The 14,821-nt window shown below is 43.8% G+C and carries 27 protein-coding genes; 20 read left to right on the forward strand and 7 right to left on the reverse strand.

The window, feature by feature from the left end; all coding sequences use genetic code 11:
- The 5 genes from ACMXYT_RS19945 (at position 1) to ACMXYT_RS19965 (ending at position 3,262) form a co-directional block, all read left to right on the forward strand.
- A complete protein-coding gene (locus ACMXYT_RS19945) occupies positions 1 to 171 on the forward strand; it encodes a hypothetical protein (protein ID WP_415913365.1) in 171 nt (56 codons plus the stop codon).
- A gap of 1 nt (position 172) precedes the next feature.
- Positions 173 to 313 carry a hypothetical protein gene (locus tag ACMXYT_RS19950; protein WP_415913366.1) on the forward strand — a complete coding sequence of 47 codons (141 nt, stop codon included), beginning with the start codon at positions 173 to 175 and terminating at the stop codon, positions 311 to 313.
- 289 nt (positions 314 to 602) lie between these two features.
- Positions 603 to 1,967: a hypothetical protein gene (locus tag ACMXYT_RS19955; RefSeq protein WP_415913367.1), complete on the forward strand. Its 1,365-nt coding sequence runs from the start codon at positions 603 to 605 to the stop codon at positions 1,965 to 1,967.
- An 81-nt stretch (positions 1,968 to 2,048) separates the two neighbouring features.
- On the forward strand, positions 2,049 to 2,633 hold the full coding sequence (locus ACMXYT_RS19960) for a hypothetical protein (RefSeq protein ID WP_415913368.1): 585 nt from the start codon (positions 2,049 to 2,051) through the stop codon (positions 2,631 to 2,633).
- A 29-nt stretch (positions 2,634 to 2,662) separates the two neighbouring features.
- Positions 2,663 to 3,262 carry a hypothetical protein gene (locus ACMXYT_RS19965; RefSeq protein ID WP_415913369.1) on the forward strand — a complete coding sequence of 200 codons (600 nt, stop codon included), beginning with the start codon at positions 2,663 to 2,665 and terminating at the stop codon, positions 3,260 to 3,262.
- A 38-nt stretch (positions 3,263 to 3,300) separates the two neighbouring features.
- On the opposite strand, the gene ACMXYT_RS19970 is transcribed toward ACMXYT_RS19965, so the two are convergent.
- Complete coding sequence (locus ACMXYT_RS19970; protein ID WP_415913370.1) at positions 3,301 to 3,549, reverse strand: hypothetical protein; 249 nt, start codon at positions 3,547 to 3,549, stop codon at positions 3,301 to 3,303.
- A gap of 308 nt (positions 3,550 to 3,857) precedes the next feature.
- On the opposite strand from ACMXYT_RS19970, the gene ACMXYT_RS19975 reads away from it, so the two are divergent.
- Complete coding sequence (locus tag ACMXYT_RS19975) at positions 3,858 to 4,154, forward strand: hypothetical protein (protein ID WP_415913371.1); 297 nt, start codon at positions 3,858 to 3,860, stop codon at positions 4,152 to 4,154.
- A gap of 71 nt (positions 4,155 to 4,225) precedes the next feature.
- Here ACMXYT_RS19975 and ACMXYT_RS19980 read toward each other — a convergent pair whose 3' ends face one another.
- Genes ACMXYT_RS19980 through ACMXYT_RS19995 form a run of 4 tightly spaced genes read right to left on the reverse strand, consistent with a single transcriptional unit; the run spans position 4,226 to position 5,993 of the window.
- On the reverse strand, positions 4,226 to 4,435 hold the full coding sequence (locus ACMXYT_RS19980; RefSeq protein WP_415913372.1) for a hypothetical protein: 210 nt from the start codon (positions 4,433 to 4,435) through the stop codon (positions 4,226 to 4,228).
- Between the two features lie 50 nt (positions 4,436 to 4,485).
- Complete coding sequence (locus ACMXYT_RS19985) at positions 4,486 to 4,917, reverse strand: hypothetical protein (protein WP_415913373.1); 432 nt, start codon at positions 4,915 to 4,917, stop codon at positions 4,486 to 4,488.
- Positions 4,918 to 4,925: 8 nt separating this feature from the next.
- Positions 4,926 to 5,465: a hypothetical protein gene (locus tag ACMXYT_RS19990; RefSeq protein ID WP_415913374.1), complete on the reverse strand. Its 540-nt coding sequence runs from the start codon at positions 5,463 to 5,465 to the stop codon at positions 4,926 to 4,928.
- A 15-nt stretch (positions 5,466 to 5,480) separates the two neighbouring features.
- The gene (locus ACMXYT_RS19995; RefSeq protein ID WP_415913375.1) at positions 5,481 to 5,993 is read right to left on the reverse strand and encodes a hypothetical protein; all 513 of its coding nucleotides are present in this window, start codon (positions 5,991 to 5,993) and stop codon (positions 5,481 to 5,483) included.
- A gap of 125 nt (positions 5,994 to 6,118) precedes the next feature.
- Here ACMXYT_RS19995 and ACMXYT_RS20000 point away from each other — a divergent pair, with 125 nt between their 5' ends.
- The 7 genes from ACMXYT_RS20000 to ACMXYT_RS20030 all read left to right on the forward strand — a co-directional run bounded on the left by ACMXYT_RS20000 (position 6,119) and on the right by ACMXYT_RS20030 (position 8,756).
- Entirely contained in the window at positions 6,119 to 6,385 is a 267-nt protein-coding gene (locus tag ACMXYT_RS20000) for a hypothetical protein (RefSeq protein WP_415913376.1), read from the forward strand.
- 205 nt (positions 6,386 to 6,590) lie between these two features.
- The gene (locus ACMXYT_RS20005) at positions 6,591 to 6,812 is read left to right on the forward strand and encodes a hypothetical protein (RefSeq protein ID WP_415913377.1); all 222 of its coding nucleotides are present in this window, start codon (positions 6,591 to 6,593) and stop codon (positions 6,810 to 6,812) included.
- A complete protein-coding gene (locus ACMXYT_RS20010) occupies positions 6,809 to 7,147 on the forward strand; it encodes a hypothetical protein (protein WP_415913378.1) in 339 nt (112 codons plus the stop codon). Before ACMXYT_RS20005 ends, ACMXYT_RS20010 begins: the two co-directional genes overlap by 4 nt.
- Positions 7,144 to 7,608 (forward strand): hypothetical protein, encoded by a 465-nt coding sequence (locus tag ACMXYT_RS20015; protein WP_415913379.1) that lies wholly within the window; start codon positions 7,144 to 7,146, stop codon positions 7,606 to 7,608. The genes ACMXYT_RS20010 and ACMXYT_RS20015 overlap by 4 nt, the downstream gene beginning before the upstream one ends.
- Complete coding sequence (locus tag ACMXYT_RS20020; protein WP_415913380.1) at positions 7,583 to 7,999, forward strand: hypothetical protein; 417 nt, start codon at positions 7,583 to 7,585, stop codon at positions 7,997 to 7,999. Before ACMXYT_RS20015 ends, ACMXYT_RS20020 begins: the two co-directional genes overlap by 26 nt.
- A 5-nt stretch (positions 8,000 to 8,004) precedes the next feature.
- A complete protein-coding gene (locus ACMXYT_RS20025) occupies positions 8,005 to 8,355 on the forward strand; it encodes a hypothetical protein (protein WP_415913381.1) in 351 nt (116 codons plus the stop codon).
- 59 nt (positions 8,356 to 8,414) lie between these two features.
- Positions 8,415 to 8,756, forward strand: coding sequence for a hypothetical protein (locus tag ACMXYT_RS20030; protein ID WP_415913382.1), 342 nt, complete (start codon positions 8,415 to 8,417; stop codon positions 8,754 to 8,756).
- A gap of 62 nt (positions 8,757 to 8,818) precedes the next feature.
- Here the strand turns inward: ACMXYT_RS20030 and ACMXYT_RS20035 are convergent, their stop codons facing one another.
- Positions 8,819 to 10,432: a prepilin-type N-terminal cleavage/methylation domain-containing protein gene (locus ACMXYT_RS20035; protein ID WP_415913383.1), complete on the reverse strand. Its 1,614-nt coding sequence runs from the start codon at positions 10,430 to 10,432 to the stop codon at positions 8,819 to 8,821.
- A 157-nt stretch (positions 10,433 to 10,589) separates the two neighbouring features.
- Here ACMXYT_RS20035 and ACMXYT_RS20040 point away from each other — a divergent pair, with 157 nt between their 5' ends.
- The 7 genes from ACMXYT_RS20040 to ACMXYT_RS20070 all read left to right on the forward strand — a co-directional run bounded on the left by ACMXYT_RS20040 (position 10,590) and on the right by ACMXYT_RS20070 (position 14,373).
- Positions 10,590 to 11,324, forward strand: coding sequence for a 5' nucleotidase, NT5C type (locus tag ACMXYT_RS20040; protein ID WP_415913384.1), 735 nt, complete (start codon positions 10,590 to 10,592; stop codon positions 11,322 to 11,324).
- A gap of 84 nt (positions 11,325 to 11,408) precedes the next feature.
- A complete protein-coding gene (locus tag ACMXYT_RS20045) occupies positions 11,409 to 11,714 on the forward strand; it encodes a hypothetical protein (RefSeq protein ID WP_415913385.1) in 306 nt (101 codons plus the stop codon).
- Between the two features lie 620 nt (positions 11,715 to 12,334).
- Positions 12,335 to 12,865, forward strand: coding sequence for a hypothetical protein (locus ACMXYT_RS20050; RefSeq protein WP_415913386.1), 531 nt, complete (start codon positions 12,335 to 12,337; stop codon positions 12,863 to 12,865).
- Between the two features lie 8 nt (positions 12,866 to 12,873).
- Entirely contained in the window at positions 12,874 to 13,086 is a 213-nt protein-coding gene (locus ACMXYT_RS20055) for a hypothetical protein (protein ID WP_415913387.1), read from the forward strand.
- 25 nt (positions 13,087 to 13,111) lie between these two features.
- Positions 13,112 to 13,486, forward strand: coding sequence for a hypothetical protein (locus ACMXYT_RS20060; RefSeq protein WP_415913388.1), 375 nt, complete (start codon positions 13,112 to 13,114; stop codon positions 13,484 to 13,486).
- 1 nt (position 13,487) lies between these two features.
- Positions 13,488 to 13,817, forward strand: coding sequence for a hypothetical protein (locus ACMXYT_RS20065; protein ID WP_415913389.1), 330 nt, complete (start codon positions 13,488 to 13,490; stop codon positions 13,815 to 13,817).
- A gap of 13 nt (positions 13,818 to 13,830) precedes the next feature.
- A complete protein-coding gene (locus ACMXYT_RS20070) occupies positions 13,831 to 14,373 on the forward strand; it encodes a hypothetical protein (RefSeq protein WP_415913390.1) in 543 nt (180 codons plus the stop codon).
- A 52-nt stretch (positions 14,374 to 14,425) separates the two neighbouring features.
- Here ACMXYT_RS20070 and ACMXYT_RS20075 read toward each other — a convergent pair whose 3' ends face one another.
- The gene (locus ACMXYT_RS20075; RefSeq protein WP_415913391.1) at positions 14,426 to 14,818 is read right to left on the reverse strand and encodes a hypothetical protein; all 393 of its coding nucleotides are present in this window, start codon (positions 14,816 to 14,818) and stop codon (positions 14,426 to 14,428) included.
- Between the last annotated feature and the right edge of the window lie 3 nt (positions 14,819 to 14,821).

Raw genomic sequence — 14,821 nt, forward strand, 5'->3', positions numbered from 1 at the left:
ATGAATCCAACACGAGTCAATCTGTATCCTGCAATGCACAATGGTGAAGAAGTTGTCCTCTCTATCTCCCACCGAATGATTCCAGTGGAGTATGGCGGAAGCTATGGTGCAAAACCGCAGCAAAAATCACTAACAGTCGCAATCCAGTTAATTAATAATCAGAGGGTTTGATATGTCGAACAAATCCTACTGCATAGAAATCCAATCCAAGGCTCAATTTGACTTGCTTTCCCAGTACTTAGAGAAAATCAAAGATATTGGCACGCTCGCATCCTTTGCCGTACTTAACGAAACAATGAACTACCCACACTAATTGTTTCATAATTTGAATGGGTTTCGGTACGCCTTTATGCAGCGTGAGCTGCATTGGAGGCGATCCTTTTAGTGCGTGTCGGTATGGTTTTAGGTGCATCGTTACGATGCAGGCCAAACTTTAAGCACTAATTGCAATTCACACTCGGCATGAATAAGATAATACCTTTGCTAATATAAATTTTCTTTATATTAATAAAGCAATTTCAGGTTTGACCTGACCTTTATTAGCTAGCATTTTCCGTTTTATTCATTATAATTAAATTAACTGAAATAAATACGAGCTGCCCATGTCTGACGTTACCGTACAGCTACAATTTTTTAAAGAAATTACAAAATCGCTGGCAAATCATGATGCACTTAATCGCTGGTTTTACATCCGTAATTTACAGGAAGATGAAATTGATGGATTGCAAGACCAGCTACCACAACTGATCGATGTGATTCGTGATAAGCCCTGCCTGTTTGTGGTTTTAAATTCGCATTATTTACTTGGTACTGAGCAGTTTTTCTACTTCTTTTCGCCTGACTTACCTATCCTTACCATGTCCACTGATTTGGATGAAGATGGTGAGTACATTGAGAAGCTTGACGGCACCATGAGTCTTGGTGGTTTTCAAGATTACATTAAGGCCCTGCCAACACGTAATTATACTCCGGGCCTTACTGCTTTTGGTCTTGATGACAATAACCTTTCTGATATTTACACTCCTTTTATTCGCACAGCAGAAGAAGTGAGTGAGCTTCAACGCATTAAAAATGCTACCGGCAACCATGCTGAGACATCGATTAAGCGCTACCTGCTCGCCAAACAAAAATATCTCGATTTTGGTGTAGAGTCCGTACGACTAAGCCATGTTGGGCCTTTGTCTAATCTATTTGATTTTGAAACCTCTGTGGCAGTCATTGAGTTGATTGAAACGTATTATTGCTCAGGTGAAATCAATGATCATGATGGCCTCTTTCCTCCAACAGTGAGTTCAATAATTATTGCTTTCGAAGATGTACTGGATGGCGTCACCACCACTAGCATAAAATTCGTAGAGGATAACTTAACCCTTATTAAAGTAGGCGAAAGCTCAACATTCACACCAGCCACTTTTGATTTAAACGATCAAGACATTACCTTATCTCAAGAATGTGAATCGGGTGTTAATGGTGCTTTTAAATCATTATGCGCAGCTTCGAAGGCCATCACTGAACTGAAAGAGCAACTCAAGACCGCAGGACAAGAGTTAAACGTTAATGAGGCACTCATTAGAGCCATCTTTGAATCCAGAACTTGCCCTAATCCCGAGAGGCTATGCGAGGTCTATGGAAAATGCCTACCCCACCTTAAGGCAGAAGGATTGGATCAATACTCCCTAGAACAACTTGAAGATGCCTTACCAAACCTTAGCAATAGCGAACGTGAATTACTTAACAAAGACTCTCACAACCTTATTAATGATGAGACCGATGTTCTCGTACTCCCCAAAGAATCGACTTCCGGTTGCACTGTCGTATATAGCGCAGAACTAGATGCATTTATCCTAAAGACTGATGATGAGCATTTGCCGAGTTCCGACGTCTCTGGCTCAATTGGGTTAGAGTTTATATCAGGCGGACGAACTAAAGAAATGATTGATAAGTTACTTGCTAGCAACTACGCGTGATTATAGGGCCAGTCTTTCATATGGTGGACTGGCCTACTTTAAACTTCTTTAGATCTTAGAATGCATATTTAAGGATTATCCATGCACTTACACACCATTAGAATACCTTCAACATTCACAATCATCCTGCCGCCATTCGTTAATCCTGAAATGCTGCTAAATGAGGCTGGTGAATTTTGCGAAGCAGTTAACAACGAAGATCCAGTTTACTCGGAAGCGCCCGGTGATCGACATTCCGATTATCTCCGCATCTCTATTGGCAACCGCTTTGCCGACAAAGAATGTTCCCCCGAAATGCTTGAACTGGGTGCTGAATGCGTTAAAACAGCTATGAGCCACCTTCGTCAAAGCCGGTTAGTGCTTGGCAATCTCGCTCACATTAAAACAAAAGACCAAACGCGGCTCACCGTAGGTGCTTACTGGGAAATCGATTACCACGCCACGTCTAATATCGACATGATAGTGAGTATCTTCAACGGCATGCTACAGAAACCCGTGCAGATCGATACACGCCCTCTAAGTTATGAAGGCACACTGAGAGGTCTAAAAGACATTATCATTGCCCGCAGGCCGGAAGGGAGTGACCGGAACACCGTTGAGCGTCTCCTAGATAACCTAGACTGTATCACCGTGCAAATTGGCACAGATAAGGCAGTTGCGGTATAACTACAGCATAGTAAGAGGAAGGAACCACGATGAGCTTGTATGAGATAACACTCCCCACAGAAACACAAAACCTCAGCACCAAAATTGTTGTGGAAGCCGGTGATAGTGACATGGCGTGCTTGGCTGCGAGTGAAGAAGCTAAGAAAGACAGTATTCTTACATGTCGTGCAAGCCTAAAGCTCCTTGGCGGTGAGGATGAGCAAGATATGGAATTGGGTGAATTTACGCTCGATGGTCATGTATTGCCACAAACTTGGCAAGATGTGCAGGCTTACCTCAAGCGTATCCGGGCTGAAGCTGAGCATGAGGCGCGTACCGTACAACGAGAAAACCCCCACTTGCGATGTCATCGTAGTCGCGGTGTCGTTATCAGCACAGCTGATGACAAAGGTGAGACCATTATAGCCGCATCCGATGAATGGACCTTTCCAACAACAAAAGGTTCTTATCTCACTGATATTGCCAAAATCATTGAAGCTCGACCCAATACCGCCGAAATCTGGGCTGAGGTCGGTTTCGATAGCGCTGAAAGCGTTCGAGATATGAATGATATGCAATACGAGCCTTATACGGGCGAATCTTCGATCCTCCTATGGAGAAAAGGCGAAGCACATCAACTAACCCCTTAGCATGCCTATAACAAGGCCCGGTTTTCCGGGCCTATGAATTATTTCCAAGTATCAGTTTGCAACTCATCCTGCAGCCAAGCTAAATAAACCAAGTCAGGTGAATTAACGCCTTCCTCTAACAAATCATGCCATTTGTTATAAAGCATATCTCGGCAACAAAGCTCTGGATTACTGATATCCATATTAAGTTCAACGGTGTTATCTGAAGGAAAACCAAGTGCATCCAGCACCAACCCCACAAGATCTACATCAGGCCCATTAAGACTGATGTAATCTGTAGCTTCCACCTTATTATGGAAATCCTGCAATTTAATTTCTTGCTACAGAATGGCCGCAAGAGCCTTCATTAACGGTGATGGAATCACTTTCACGTAATCAGTCATTTATACCCGCCGATATCAAATTAAGAAGCACAGCTAATCTAGCCGATTCTGAACTTCAATTCAAACCCCTCACCCCACATGAATCCAACACAGACTAAAGAAATAAACATAGCCCAACTTCAAAATTAAAATACACCCAAGACCTTGCGCGCCATATTAATTTCATTATAATATTAAAATATCTAATTCACAGAATTATTAAGAGATGAGCTATGTTTGATGCCAATATGCGACATTCACCTGAAGGTACTGCGTTCTTTGCGAAAGTGCTTAGTACGAACGACGCGTTAAAGTCTCACGGCATTGATGAAGGAGATTTTATTCAGTGCGTTAAGCTAGCTAGTGAGCCTGATCAGGCTCGCGCAAGGGTGGAACTCAAATCTGGCGACATTGAAGTTTCTCATGTTGACTCACTGGATAGTTATTGGCTTGTGTATGAAGGGATGGCCGATGGTTCTGACTTTATATCTCCTGACTCAAAAAAGATCTGCATGGATATGTTAGCATGACTGCATAAACCCTTTGTTCGGGCCGGGAACAAAGGCTGCAGAGGCGTCGGATAAAATCTCTGCAGCCACGTTTAATCTTTTTCTTGATACTCTGATAATGGAATAACTACAACAGGAATAACCTCAACTTCCGCTTTAAGCGCTAGCGTGTAATTACTCAAAAGCAGTGTTTTTGCCATATCATAACTTTCTGCATAAGTTACATCCCGTACAGACTGATTATCTTTTAGCACCGAAGCCCAAAAGCCCTCGTGCTTACGATCTAAGTTTTTATCCTGCATCGCCACTGCCTATCTCCAAATTAATTAAAAACATAGTAAAAAGCATGAGCTCAGACGCAATACTTTCTTGCTTCAGCCTTTAACCGCTTCTCAATGCGTGTATAAACGCCCATTCGACCCTGATTAGCCATAAAAAACTCAGATAGAGCGGTCCTATCCTTATCATTACACATGAAATATTGATGACTTGGGGCCTCTGAACGCGTTTTGCCAATATGCAGCAAAAGTGCATTCTGCAGTGGATTATGCACCTTTGACTCGAAAGGCGGTATAAAGCTTGTCTCTTGGAAAACTTCACTGAGCACTAATTGCTCCACCGTCGACATCTTCCCCTGCGCACTCGCCCGCCAACCTTCCATCTTTCGCTTATCGAAAAAAGCATGAATCATGAATGAAATCATGATCAGTATAATCATTATCATCGTGAGTACCGCAAACTGCCGAACCCTGTTCTTGCCTAGATTCCTTAAATACTTACCCATCTTAACACCTAATATTTACAGTACTTAATAATAGCTTTATTGATTTCACGCTCTACCCCAAGATAAATACCAAGCTCCCCTCGGTTCTTTTTAAAAAACCGGGTCATAGCCTTCTGATCCTTATCTTTACACAGGAAGTAAGTAGGATCTTCAGGCGAGGTTGACCTAGAATCAGCAAGATATTCCAAAACATAATCACGGAATGGATTATGTTTTACCAACTGACGGCCTTTGATTACCTCATTGTAGCTAGTCATGTCGAATAAGTTTAGAAGGACGACACTCTCGGCCGCTGACATACTTTGCTGACCACGACGGAGCTTTTCATCCCAGCTCTCTACAAAAGACAGTGATAAAAGACAAAATAAACCCGCAACCACTATTAACCCAAGTACCAAGTCAGCAAACACACTCACTATTCTGTCTTCAGAAGAAACTGCGTGCTTATCAGGAGAAGATTCTGAACCTTTTGTATCCGCAATAGGTTTTTCTGAAACAGGTTCAGGCGGCTGTTCAACCTTGCCATATCGATTCCAAACCGCTTTCATGCAATTTCTCCTGAGTTAATTGGCGCAGTGCTGATTGATTGTTTCTAAAATAGTGTTCTGCGCGCCCCATATATTAGGCCCGTAAAATTCTCCGTGGGACATAAAGGACTTGATCCACTGTTGGTCCTGAGCAGAGCAGAAAAAGTAATCCGTGCCTGCGGGTGCAGTTTTGCGCGTTTTAACGAGGTGACGATTAACCGCATCCCTAAAGGGATTGTAGTGTCGATATCCCAGCCTCGGGTAGTACATCGTGTACTCCATACCTTCAAAAAGATCCGGCAACAACAGTGATTCACGGATCGACATTCTAGCAAGCGCTTGCGCCCGCAAGTTAGCCTCTTCATCCGTCTGATCGGTAAAATCAATATACATAAAGGCTGTACCGGCAAAGCAGCACAGCATAAACACGATGGCTGCCCAGAACCCGATCTTTTCACCTTCCGTTACATCATCACAATCAGATTGTCCGCATGAATTGCATTTTAGGCTTTCGGGGTCGACGGGATTACCGCATTCTGGATTTTTCATTAAATCACCATTTTTTTCTTATCTTATAACGGTTTTTAAAATAATTGCAAGCAATGATAATACTCCACTTGAACAACCACCATTTATCATTATAATAAGAAAAAACCTACAGAGTCTTTATTGCTATGGATTTAATTCGCAACACAACAAAAGATGGTCGCTGTAAGTACGCGCTTGTTGAACGACTTAAAGATGACCGCCTTGAATATGGCTTACCGGGTACAGAGGATGAGTTCTTTGTCCTGAAGCTAAAAGACAAACATGCCAAAGCTGCACTTGAAGCCTATGTAGCATCGGTCAAGGATGAAGACCCAGAGTATGCAAGGCAAATCCAAGAGCTGGCTGATCGCGCAGGTGCAGATAGCCCGTGGTGCAAAGCGCCTGACAATTAAGTGTTTCCAGCAAGGCCGTCTTTAGGGTGGCCCTATGCTGCATTTAGATGAGTGGGTGCCGGGTGTAGGAAGCGGATTGGCCACTGGTAACGTCGCATGGATGTATCTGTTGGGAGGACGTTATGATCGGAATCCCGCAGACTAAGAATCAACCAAGCACTTGCACCTGCTCATCTAAATACAGAATTAATAAAAAGGTTTACAAATGTCAGCATCTGACAAAATCCTTAGTGTCGAACACGTACACGCCGACGGGTGGGGCTTTAGCGTGGAATGCCCTCATTGCCACGCTATCATGACTATTCAGGGTCAAGGCATTGAAGATATTCAAGGTGAGCAATACCAACATTACCTAAATGGCTGTGGCGGATGGATAGAGGTTTCAAACACCGCCACCCTTGATATAGAGCTTAAGGAGCCCGCATGAGTGAATTTCAACAATGGTTCAAATCACTTCAATTGGAGCGTAAAAAAGAGTTGCTCCACGACCCTCTTGCACTGGCTGAAGCAGCTTTTAAGGCAGGTCAACAAAAGACGCGAGATAATGTTGGAAAACTTGGGAATGAATTTGATCGCATGCACAAGCAAGTTGCCTCTCGCTACGTTGCTGAACGTTTATTTAGTATCGCTCTTCCAGAAACGGCTGAAATGCGCAAAATTAAACTCTGGGCTGAAGAAGATCTTAAGAAGCAAATCAATGAAGCTAATGAAAAAGCACTACTGAAAGTGATCGAAGATCGTCGTCAGGAGAACACTGTATGACCTTTAAAACCACTTGCCCATGTTGCCGCAATTACGCCATCGAAAAGCAGCATTGTAATTTATGTAAAGGGGAGGGCTTTGTCGATCAACAGAATCTCTCACCTACAGAATCAGAATTATTTGATGAGGCTACCTTCCACCCCCCAAAAAAAGGAAATGAAGCAGAACCCACAAGTATACTCAGTGATGAAACCATTCCCCCTGAGGTGCTGGACTTAGTTCGCTTTCTTGCTAAGACATGGGCTGAGACAGATGTGTTCGTCTACACCCATTGTAATGCTGGAGCCTTATCAGAGTATCCCGTAATTCAAGGCACAAAGAATCAGCTCAATTTAATGTCGATTGGCGAACAGGAGTTCGACCCCTCGAACATACCGGCTGCGGTCAGATGGCTACTAAATAACAGCCCAAAAATTGAAACAAAAGAGGTAAAAGATGAAGCTCTATCAAGCAATGCATGAATCTTTTCCAGACGGCGCATGGGCGATATCCACCCATACCACTCGTGCAGCGGCCTACCGTGCCGCACGCGAAAGCTTTGAGCGCGCTTGGACTGCTCAAACTAAGGGCTACAAAGCACTGAGCGGCAAACTACGAGGCCTACGTCGTGGGCAGAAAGCCCTCCCCTACGACCGTTGGCGCGTTCAAACAATTCAGGTTGATGTTCCTGATGAAATGTTGATGCAGCTTGCCCTGTCCGCCCTACAGGAACAAAGACAGGGAATACTAAATAGTGTTGCCGATATCCGAACACCTTCAGGTCAAGTTCAGTGCCGTGAAAGCTGGACTCACGGTGTAGATCAGGCCTACATCACCCTTGAACGACACTTCAAACAACTTAATGGATCATAATAAGAATGAAATTCAGCGCAACAACCCTAATTCTACTCAGTCTGACTGCAGCAAGCACGTCTCAAGCTCAAAGTTCTCACGACCATTCAACCACACTGGAGAGCGCTCTTCATCAGATTGCTTATCGCGAGCGTGTACCTTTCTATCTAACTGGCCCAGAAACTTTGGACAAGGTATTAGAAGAGCCCGTCTTTGTCAGTCCACTTGAGCGATCCGGTACAACCTTGAACCAGCTGGAAAAGCTCGGATTACAAGCAGGCTCTAACTATCGCATTAACGTATCTATGAAGAATGAATTTCAAATCAAAGACATTTCTCTTAGTTTCGTAGACACACTAGAGCAAGTGCAGAAGTAAAAACTTACAAAACTAGCTGATATTTAACCAAGTAATTCAGCCAACCAAGGAATAAACCAATGAGACTATTAGCAGCAATTTGTCTATTCTATGCTATGTCAGCTAGTGCTGTACAAACCAAAGACCGGTGTGAAAATTGCTTTCTCTTAGAAGCAATTCTCATGGAAGTTTCACAGGAGTATGGTCTGGAATTTTCAATTGGCACTACCGCTGGCTTATCGCATCCGAATTATACGCCCTCCATTATCTATCCTAAGGTATCCAGCAATCGCGATCCCCATCCTATGGAAATTCTGAAAGATATAGGAATACAATCCAACAAATACCATCGAATTGAGGTCTATATGCTAGAAGGTAAAATCAACAGAATCATACTTGACTACATTCACCCTGATAATTGAAATAATTAAAGGATGGTACTTAAACAAAGCACCTTCCACCATCAAGGAACGACAGAACAGGATTAGCCCGGATCACAAGCAGTTGGACTTCTAGAATAACTTTTAGATGGCGCTCCGAATTTGCCATGCGCCATACAGGTATACGTTGTGGTTATCGTATAATTATATGAGCACTGTGACCAATTCCTTTGCGTATAGGATTTTGTCCGAGTACCTCCAATGGGTGTAATTGCAACAGAAAATGAGCCACTTAATGTATGGTAAGAAGAATATCTATACGTGGATGAGTTTACACTCCTTTTGAATTTATAATACTTCAATGTTTGCGCTTTACAGTGAGACGCTTGCGGAGGCGGCGCCTGTCCATTAATTTTCTCCCATTTACCCGAAGCACAACTTACCGCCGCCCCATTGGAAAGTTTAGCGAGCGCACCTCGTTGACTACAACCACTTCCCTCTGACACGGTACGGCCCAAATACAAGTACCCATCTACATGCGAATCACCACGTGAACGGAATCCCCCTTGCAGATCGGTATAACCGCTCACAGTCGCATTACCAGAGAAGTAAGAGTTACGAGCTACGGTTAAGTCCTGCATCGCACTCAAACGGCTATGGACAACCGCATCACCGCTAATAGTCGCCTTACCCAAAACAGACGTATCCCCACGAATTGTAGCATCATCTGCAACAGACAGGTCACCACCCGCGCTTAAGTCACGAGCAGCAGTCACGTTTTGACCAGCAAGAACATTAGTTCCAGCCCTAACTTCACCCGATGCGCGGACATCATTACCCGCAGCAACATCACCACCAGCGATCATGTTATTATCTGCAAGCACATTAGACCGTGAGCGCACATTGCCGGTCACATCCGCCATACCGTCAACATTCAGGTCGTCTTGGACATACAATTGACCCAAAATCTCTGAGTCATATTCGACCACCAAATCGCCCGTTAAGGTGCCTGCATCGCCTAACGTAAGCGTCCCACCATCTTCTGCAGCAATACGATTGACGCCTGTTAAGTTGTTATCTTCTGGATCAGTACCTGAGAAATTAATCGAACCCTTCATATCATTGGTACCATTAGTGCGTAACCAGATATCATCCCCACCCGGTGCATTATATGCCGTCATAGAAATGACTGCGGTTTTTGGATCAGAGGTCACATTACCAAAGGTTGAAGAAATTGGTGCAAAAATAGATGAATAGCCTGCAGCAGCAATGGCAGCCAAGCCCGCAAGATCTGACCTCTCAATGCCATCATTTGTAATAAACGGGGAAGTGATTGTCGTGATATCAATCACTGGATCTCCATCAGAATTAACTCCTTTTGTCACTGTCGAAGAGAACGACAGCTGACCAAAGGTCAATGTGTCTGGATAATCACAAGGAAGGAACTCGCGTGAAGCTGTGCCCCCACAGCTTGTAGATTTAAGCCAATTCACACCTACAAACGTACCAGTTGGCAATGTAGCAAAGTCAACCACCCCGCTCATGGTATAAGCCTTAATCGCATTGTGGTATTGATAAATCTGCTGGCCCACTTGACGCGCCTGCGTTTGACGAATCTCATGCGTCTGATAATGGCTAGCCAGCATAACAGCTGCCGCAGCTATTGCTAAAACCAACATCGTCTCAAGAAGTGAAAACCCCTTATTGTAGTGCTTCATAATTTTCCCAACTTATGCATTTTTATTTTTATAATTAGGGAAAACTATAATACTATAACTATATTTAATCCACCACCTAAATAAACAGCTGAAACTCACCCATTTTACGCAAAGAAAAACATTTTAAGAAAACAAAACCTAAAAGGAGGTTAAAACCGTGGAAGTAAACTCCGACGACGTTATTGTCCTCATCGACGGAAAACCCGTCGCAATGGAAACCCAGACTACAAAGGATGAGGCTGAACAAATCATACATTCAGAAGACAATAGTATTGATATTGAGGAGGTCTACCCTCCTGACAATTTGAAAACAAAAAAAGTCCTTCAGAATGCAGAATCACTTGTTAATTCTGGCTTACGAGAGGCCCTCCAGCGTGCCTCCCGCGCCATTATAGCAAATCCTTCATGTAGCCTCAGCCCATGTCAGCGCAAAGTTTACGTCGATATGGACGGCGTGATTGTTGACTTTGACGCCTATATGCAAGCGCACGGGATTAGTGCCGATATTGTGAAGCGCAAACCGGGAGCCTATTTTGACATGACCCCCCTCCCCGGTGCACTCGATGCCGTCAAAGAGCTGATAACGCTTGGATTTGACGTTTGGATTGCCACCAAGCCTCCAACTGGCGTGCCTCATGCCTACTCTGATAAAGTTAAATGGATCTTAAAATACCTACCTGAATTGGAAAAGAAGATCATCATTACCCATGATAAAGGCACGTTGGGTGATAGCTACGATTTTCTCTGTGACGACAGGCCCCATAAAGCCAACTGCGAAGCATTTAAAGGCACACTGGTTAGATTTACCGATGGTTATCACTGGCCTGAAGCGATGGAATATTTCCGTCACGTCGCTCGCACTGGCGCTTCAATCACCGTCGCTCATGATTGAAGAAATAGAGAGTTAACGCGCAAGAAGGGTTGCCACGGTAAATTTTTTCATTATAATAAGTTTTAACCAAAGAAAGGAGGTGGAATGGATTACCAATTAGTAAACGCCCAGTGTTATTTTGACAATTTTGTAGGCAGGTATCTATGGAATGATGAATTTTTGTTAATTCCATGGTTTGTGGATCAGAATGGGCAGCTGTATATCATTCCGGAGCAGTCAGATACCTTTGGGCCTGATAATGATACGATGGGTGCGCTTATCGAACAGATCCGCAAGGCCGCTGGCGATGTAGAGAGCTTTGTAGAAGGTATCTGCGCTGAGCTTAATTTAACGCTAGTGGAACAAGGGCTGCGCAAGATCGACAGCCTGCACGGCCCTTATGTGCGATAAAACTCAGTGAGGCGCATTCCTTAATGCGCCTTATAATTATTCTAAGATCGCTACTACCGTAAATTCAACATGATCCACGGTATCTGACGCAACTAACCCCAGCTGACCTTTAGTGTTTTTACCAATAAGCGCGGAAAGCCCCTTCCTTCAGGTGGGGATGGATAGCGCATCATGCAGAGCATGATTATCTTGACTGTATATAAACACAGTATTATTCTTGCTGTATGTTGATACGCAAGGCTTTTCAGTACCAATTAAAGACAACGCCCGAGTAGGATTGTAAGGCGCCATAGGCATATGACCCGACCCCTCGCGATATTTAACAAACTGATCTAGGTGAACTACTTGATCGTTCTGATTAGCGCTGTTACGGCTTCCGCTAAATTTTGACTGGCATCAAAAGGGGCTAATGGCTTTGTCATCTCTCTACTCTCATGTTTACATTATTCGCAAAATTAAATAAAGCTCTGAACCAACTCTGCGCAACATAATATCCGCAGGCTAATAAATTCACAAACGCTTCTATAAATTTACATTATGATAATAATGTCATAAGTCACCCTCTTGATGTTTGATTATTTATCATTATAATTTAAATCGTATACTGAGAAGGATAAATTATGACATCACCAACCATGCGCATAGCCAACCAAGATCACCCAAGGCTGAAAGAGCTTACGACTGTAAGTGATGGCACTTTGCTAGCTGAAATGCAATCTATACCTGCATTTAAGCAATATGCCCGTAAGGCTCAATCCCATTCCGATCTTATGCGCCAGATGGAGCTGGTATGGAAGGACTTTGTTGTAAACTCTGCCAATTTTGAAGCTTACTCCTCATGGCAGGATGCATGGAAGGATTTCTGCATATGGGCCTGCAACGAAGCTGTAGAATGCCTAATTGAATACTTACCTAATTGCGCAGAGCCTGTTGAATTCAAGGATGATCCTGAGCCTTATGTGCTGTACATGTGCGATTACGGCGCTCTACGAATTTATGAAAATGGCTGCGTCACTGAAAAAATGAAAAAGCTCGGTCCAGCTTGTGTGGTTTTATGGGCAGTTGCTAATGACCAGCCTTTGCAATACACCTATCTGGATGAAGTGCGCGTGCAGGAATATATGACACACTCTAAACTAGGTTTCAATTGAGGTTTACTATGCCAATTAATAATGAAGAATTATCAGAAGAGGCTCTTTTGGATATTATCCGCTATTCAGCGAGGGTCTTTAACTCCGGCTTGTCCGGGAAGCCTACGTCACTCGGTATGGACCTTGCGCTCGCGCGACTAAAAAATGCCGCGGATGAGCAATTATCCGAGCGTGAACTCGAGCTCTTAGAGCGAAGCGGCACTCACGGTCCTGTACGTTAACCACCACATATTAAATGGAGTCATTATGGTAGCTACATGCGGGTATGATTACATAGGTACTTCAGACGGTATCGACAAACCTGATAACTTTAATCCAACTGCAGGTGAATCCAGTTGCTTGGACTGTCCCAAACACCAAGTAATTCCTGATCCTGATCCAGACGATTGGTTTTGCGATGACGATAAGGCTGTTGTATGCAAGCTCGCATTGAACGATGAGCGCGATACCTCTTCAAAATGGGCCTCCGATCACTCTGTGTATCGCTCTATTGCACGCTCTGCTCGGCCCCATCATCTTAAAAAAGAATCCAACACGCCAGATTGGTGCCCAAAGCTACAACGGGTCTCAACGAGTGCTACAAAAACATGCATGAACGGCGAGCCCGTTAAAGGAGGTTGATATGGGGTACAACACGACGCTCATCATTCTAAATGATGCCTTGGATCAAATTGAAAATGATGCCGAATTTGGCCGGAAGGTCTCTGCTGCAATTGCTCGAATGCATCGTGAGAAAGGGATTGTTATCTCTAGCGGCAACCACTGCAATGCTGCGACCGTGGTGGCGACACACCATGCTAATTACACACACGTCATTGCTACAGGTGGAAACCATGCATCCGTATTGGGTACAAGTGTTGGCCGAGATGATCATCACACTCCTGAGGGGCAGTTTGCCATTCTCAAAGATCTGGCAGAACAAATGGGCTACACCCTTCAAAAGAAGCCTTAATGGAGCTTAAAGAATGCCTAATACGCACCGAACATTCACAGAGAACTGGTCTGCAAACTACACCCGTGAAGATCTTGCAACCAATCCATTAATATCAGAAGAAATTCTAACATTACGGATACGCAAGCAAGAATCCGAGAAGCGCCAGAAAGTCTTACTAATATCAGCGATCGCAGTATTCCTCTCGCCTATCTGGGGATTTACGTTAGCACTAACACTGCAAAATTTTACTGGCTTCGATCTAGGGATTACCCTCACCCAAGACAATATTGGGCATTACCGGAACATGATCTCTCTAGGCTTCCTAGGGTCATTCATTCTCACGATGGCTCTTGCAGTTGGCTTGACGGCATTCTTCCCAACCCAGTCGGTAACCTTGGATGGGAATAAGGTAGACATACACTTACATCCCAATATCTTTTCAGATGTCTCTGTGAATAAGAATGCCTTAAGCTCAGATGGAAAAGATCGGCGATTCTTTAATGCAATCCAACGTGACACAAGAGCGGTCATTGGCTTGGAAAAAATGATTATTGCAGAGTATGCACAGCTTTAATTAAGAGAATTAAGAAAGGCACCCAAAGGTGCCTTTTTGCCTTCATCCGAAATTAGAAATGAAGGAATAGACCCGTCGCCCGCACAATCAATCGATGCATATCCTCTACATACACCCCCTCATCTACCTGAACGGCCTCAATAGCCTTCAAGTTCTCTTCCTCACTCATATTGACCATCTGGTCAATCGAAGGCACCTTAAAGTACTCGATGCGGTACGTATCCGAATGTAATAGTGAGATACGGATCTTCTGTACTTTTTCCGAACCCTGAATAAGAAACTGCAGGAAACCACAATGGTCGTCTTTAGCTTCAGAGGCTACAAAACGGAATGCCCCCATTAAAGCAAGGGCCTGTGGCCCTAATTGGCTTCTGATAGTTTCAGCAACATGCAATGACATACATGCAATGACATAATCCTGCTCTCTCAATAACAAATGATCCATTTA

It is taken from the genome of Neptuniibacter sp. QD37_11 (assembly GCF_047778105.1).
Taxonomy (GTDB): Bacteria; Pseudomonadota; Gammaproteobacteria; order Pseudomonadales; family Balneatricaceae; genus Neptuniibacter.

What these genes read in the sequence shown, in the direction of transcription:
- ACMXYT_RS19945 (WP_415913365.1), top strand. Translation starts at nt 1, where the DNA reads ATGAATCCAACACGAGTCAATCTGTATCCTGCAATGCACAATGGTGAA.
- ACMXYT_RS19950 (WP_415913366.1), top strand. Translation starts at nt 173, where the DNA reads ATGTCGAACAAATCCTACTGCATAGAAATCCAATCCAAGGCTCAATTT.
- ACMXYT_RS19955 (WP_415913367.1), top strand. Translation starts at nt 603, where the DNA reads ATGTCTGACGTTACCGTACAGCTACAATTTTTTAAAGAAATTACAAAA.
- ACMXYT_RS19960 (WP_415913368.1), top strand. Translation starts at nt 2,049, where the DNA reads ATGCACTTACACACCATTAGAATACCTTCAACATTCACAATCATCCTG.
- ACMXYT_RS19965 (WP_415913369.1), top strand. Translation starts at nt 2,663, where the DNA reads ATGAGCTTGTATGAGATAACACTCCCCACAGAAACACAAAACCTCAGC.
- ACMXYT_RS19975 (WP_415913371.1), top strand. Translation starts at nt 3,858, where the DNA reads ATGTTTGATGCCAATATGCGACATTCACCTGAAGGTACTGCGTTCTTT.
- ACMXYT_RS19980 (WP_415913372.1), bottom strand. Translation starts at nt 4,435, where the DNA reads ATGCAGGATAAAAACTTAGATCGTAAGCACGAGGGCTTTTGGGCTTCG.
- ACMXYT_RS19985 (WP_415913373.1), bottom strand. Translation starts at nt 4,917, where the DNA reads ATGGGTAAGTATTTAAGGAATCTAGGCAAGAACAGGGTTCGGCAGTTT.
- ACMXYT_RS19990 (WP_415913374.1), bottom strand. Translation starts at nt 5,465, where the DNA reads ATGAAAGCGGTTTGGAATCGATATGGCAAGGTTGAACAGCCGCCTGAA.
- ACMXYT_RS19995 (WP_415913375.1), bottom strand. Translation starts at nt 5,993, where the DNA reads ATGAAAAATCCAGAATGCGGTAATCCCGTCGACCCCGAAAGCCTAAAA.
- ACMXYT_RS20000 (WP_415913376.1), top strand. Translation starts at nt 6,119, where the DNA reads ATGGATTTAATTCGCAACACAACAAAAGATGGTCGCTGTAAGTACGCG.
- ACMXYT_RS20005 (WP_415913377.1), top strand. Translation starts at nt 6,591, where the DNA reads ATGTCAGCATCTGACAAAATCCTTAGTGTCGAACACGTACACGCCGAC.
- ACMXYT_RS20010 (WP_415913378.1), top strand. Translation starts at nt 6,809, where the DNA reads ATGAGTGAATTTCAACAATGGTTCAAATCACTTCAATTGGAGCGTAAA.
- ACMXYT_RS20015 (WP_415913379.1), top strand. Translation starts at nt 7,144, where the DNA reads ATGACCTTTAAAACCACTTGCCCATGTTGCCGCAATTACGCCATCGAA.
- ACMXYT_RS20020 (WP_415913380.1), top strand. Translation starts at nt 7,583, where the DNA reads ATGAAGCTCTATCAAGCAATGCATGAATCTTTTCCAGACGGCGCATGG.
- ACMXYT_RS20025 (WP_415913381.1), top strand. Translation starts at nt 8,005, where the DNA reads ATGAAATTCAGCGCAACAACCCTAATTCTACTCAGTCTGACTGCAGCA.
- ACMXYT_RS20030 (WP_415913382.1), top strand. Translation starts at nt 8,415, where the DNA reads ATGAGACTATTAGCAGCAATTTGTCTATTCTATGCTATGTCAGCTAGT.
- ACMXYT_RS20035 (WP_415913383.1), bottom strand. Translation starts at nt 10,432, where the DNA reads ATGAAGCACTACAATAAGGGGTTTTCACTTCTTGAGACGATGTTGGTT.
- ACMXYT_RS20045 (WP_415913385.1), top strand. Translation starts at nt 11,409, where the DNA reads ATGGATTACCAATTAGTAAACGCCCAGTGTTATTTTGACAATTTTGTA.
- ACMXYT_RS20050 (WP_415913386.1), top strand. Translation starts at nt 12,335, where the DNA reads ATGACATCACCAACCATGCGCATAGCCAACCAAGATCACCCAAGGCTG.
- ACMXYT_RS20055 (WP_415913387.1), top strand. Translation starts at nt 12,874, where the DNA reads ATGCCAATTAATAATGAAGAATTATCAGAAGAGGCTCTTTTGGATATT.
- ACMXYT_RS20060 (WP_415913388.1), top strand. Translation starts at nt 13,112, where the DNA reads ATGGTAGCTACATGCGGGTATGATTACATAGGTACTTCAGACGGTATC.
- ACMXYT_RS20065 (WP_415913389.1), top strand. Translation starts at nt 13,488, where the DNA reads ATGGGGTACAACACGACGCTCATCATTCTAAATGATGCCTTGGATCAA.
- ACMXYT_RS20070 (WP_415913390.1), top strand. Translation starts at nt 13,831, where the DNA reads ATGCCTAATACGCACCGAACATTCACAGAGAACTGGTCTGCAAACTAC.
- ACMXYT_RS20075 (WP_415913391.1), bottom strand. Translation starts at nt 14,818, where the DNA reads ATGGATCATTTGTTATTGAGAGAGCAGGATTATGTCATTGCATGTATG.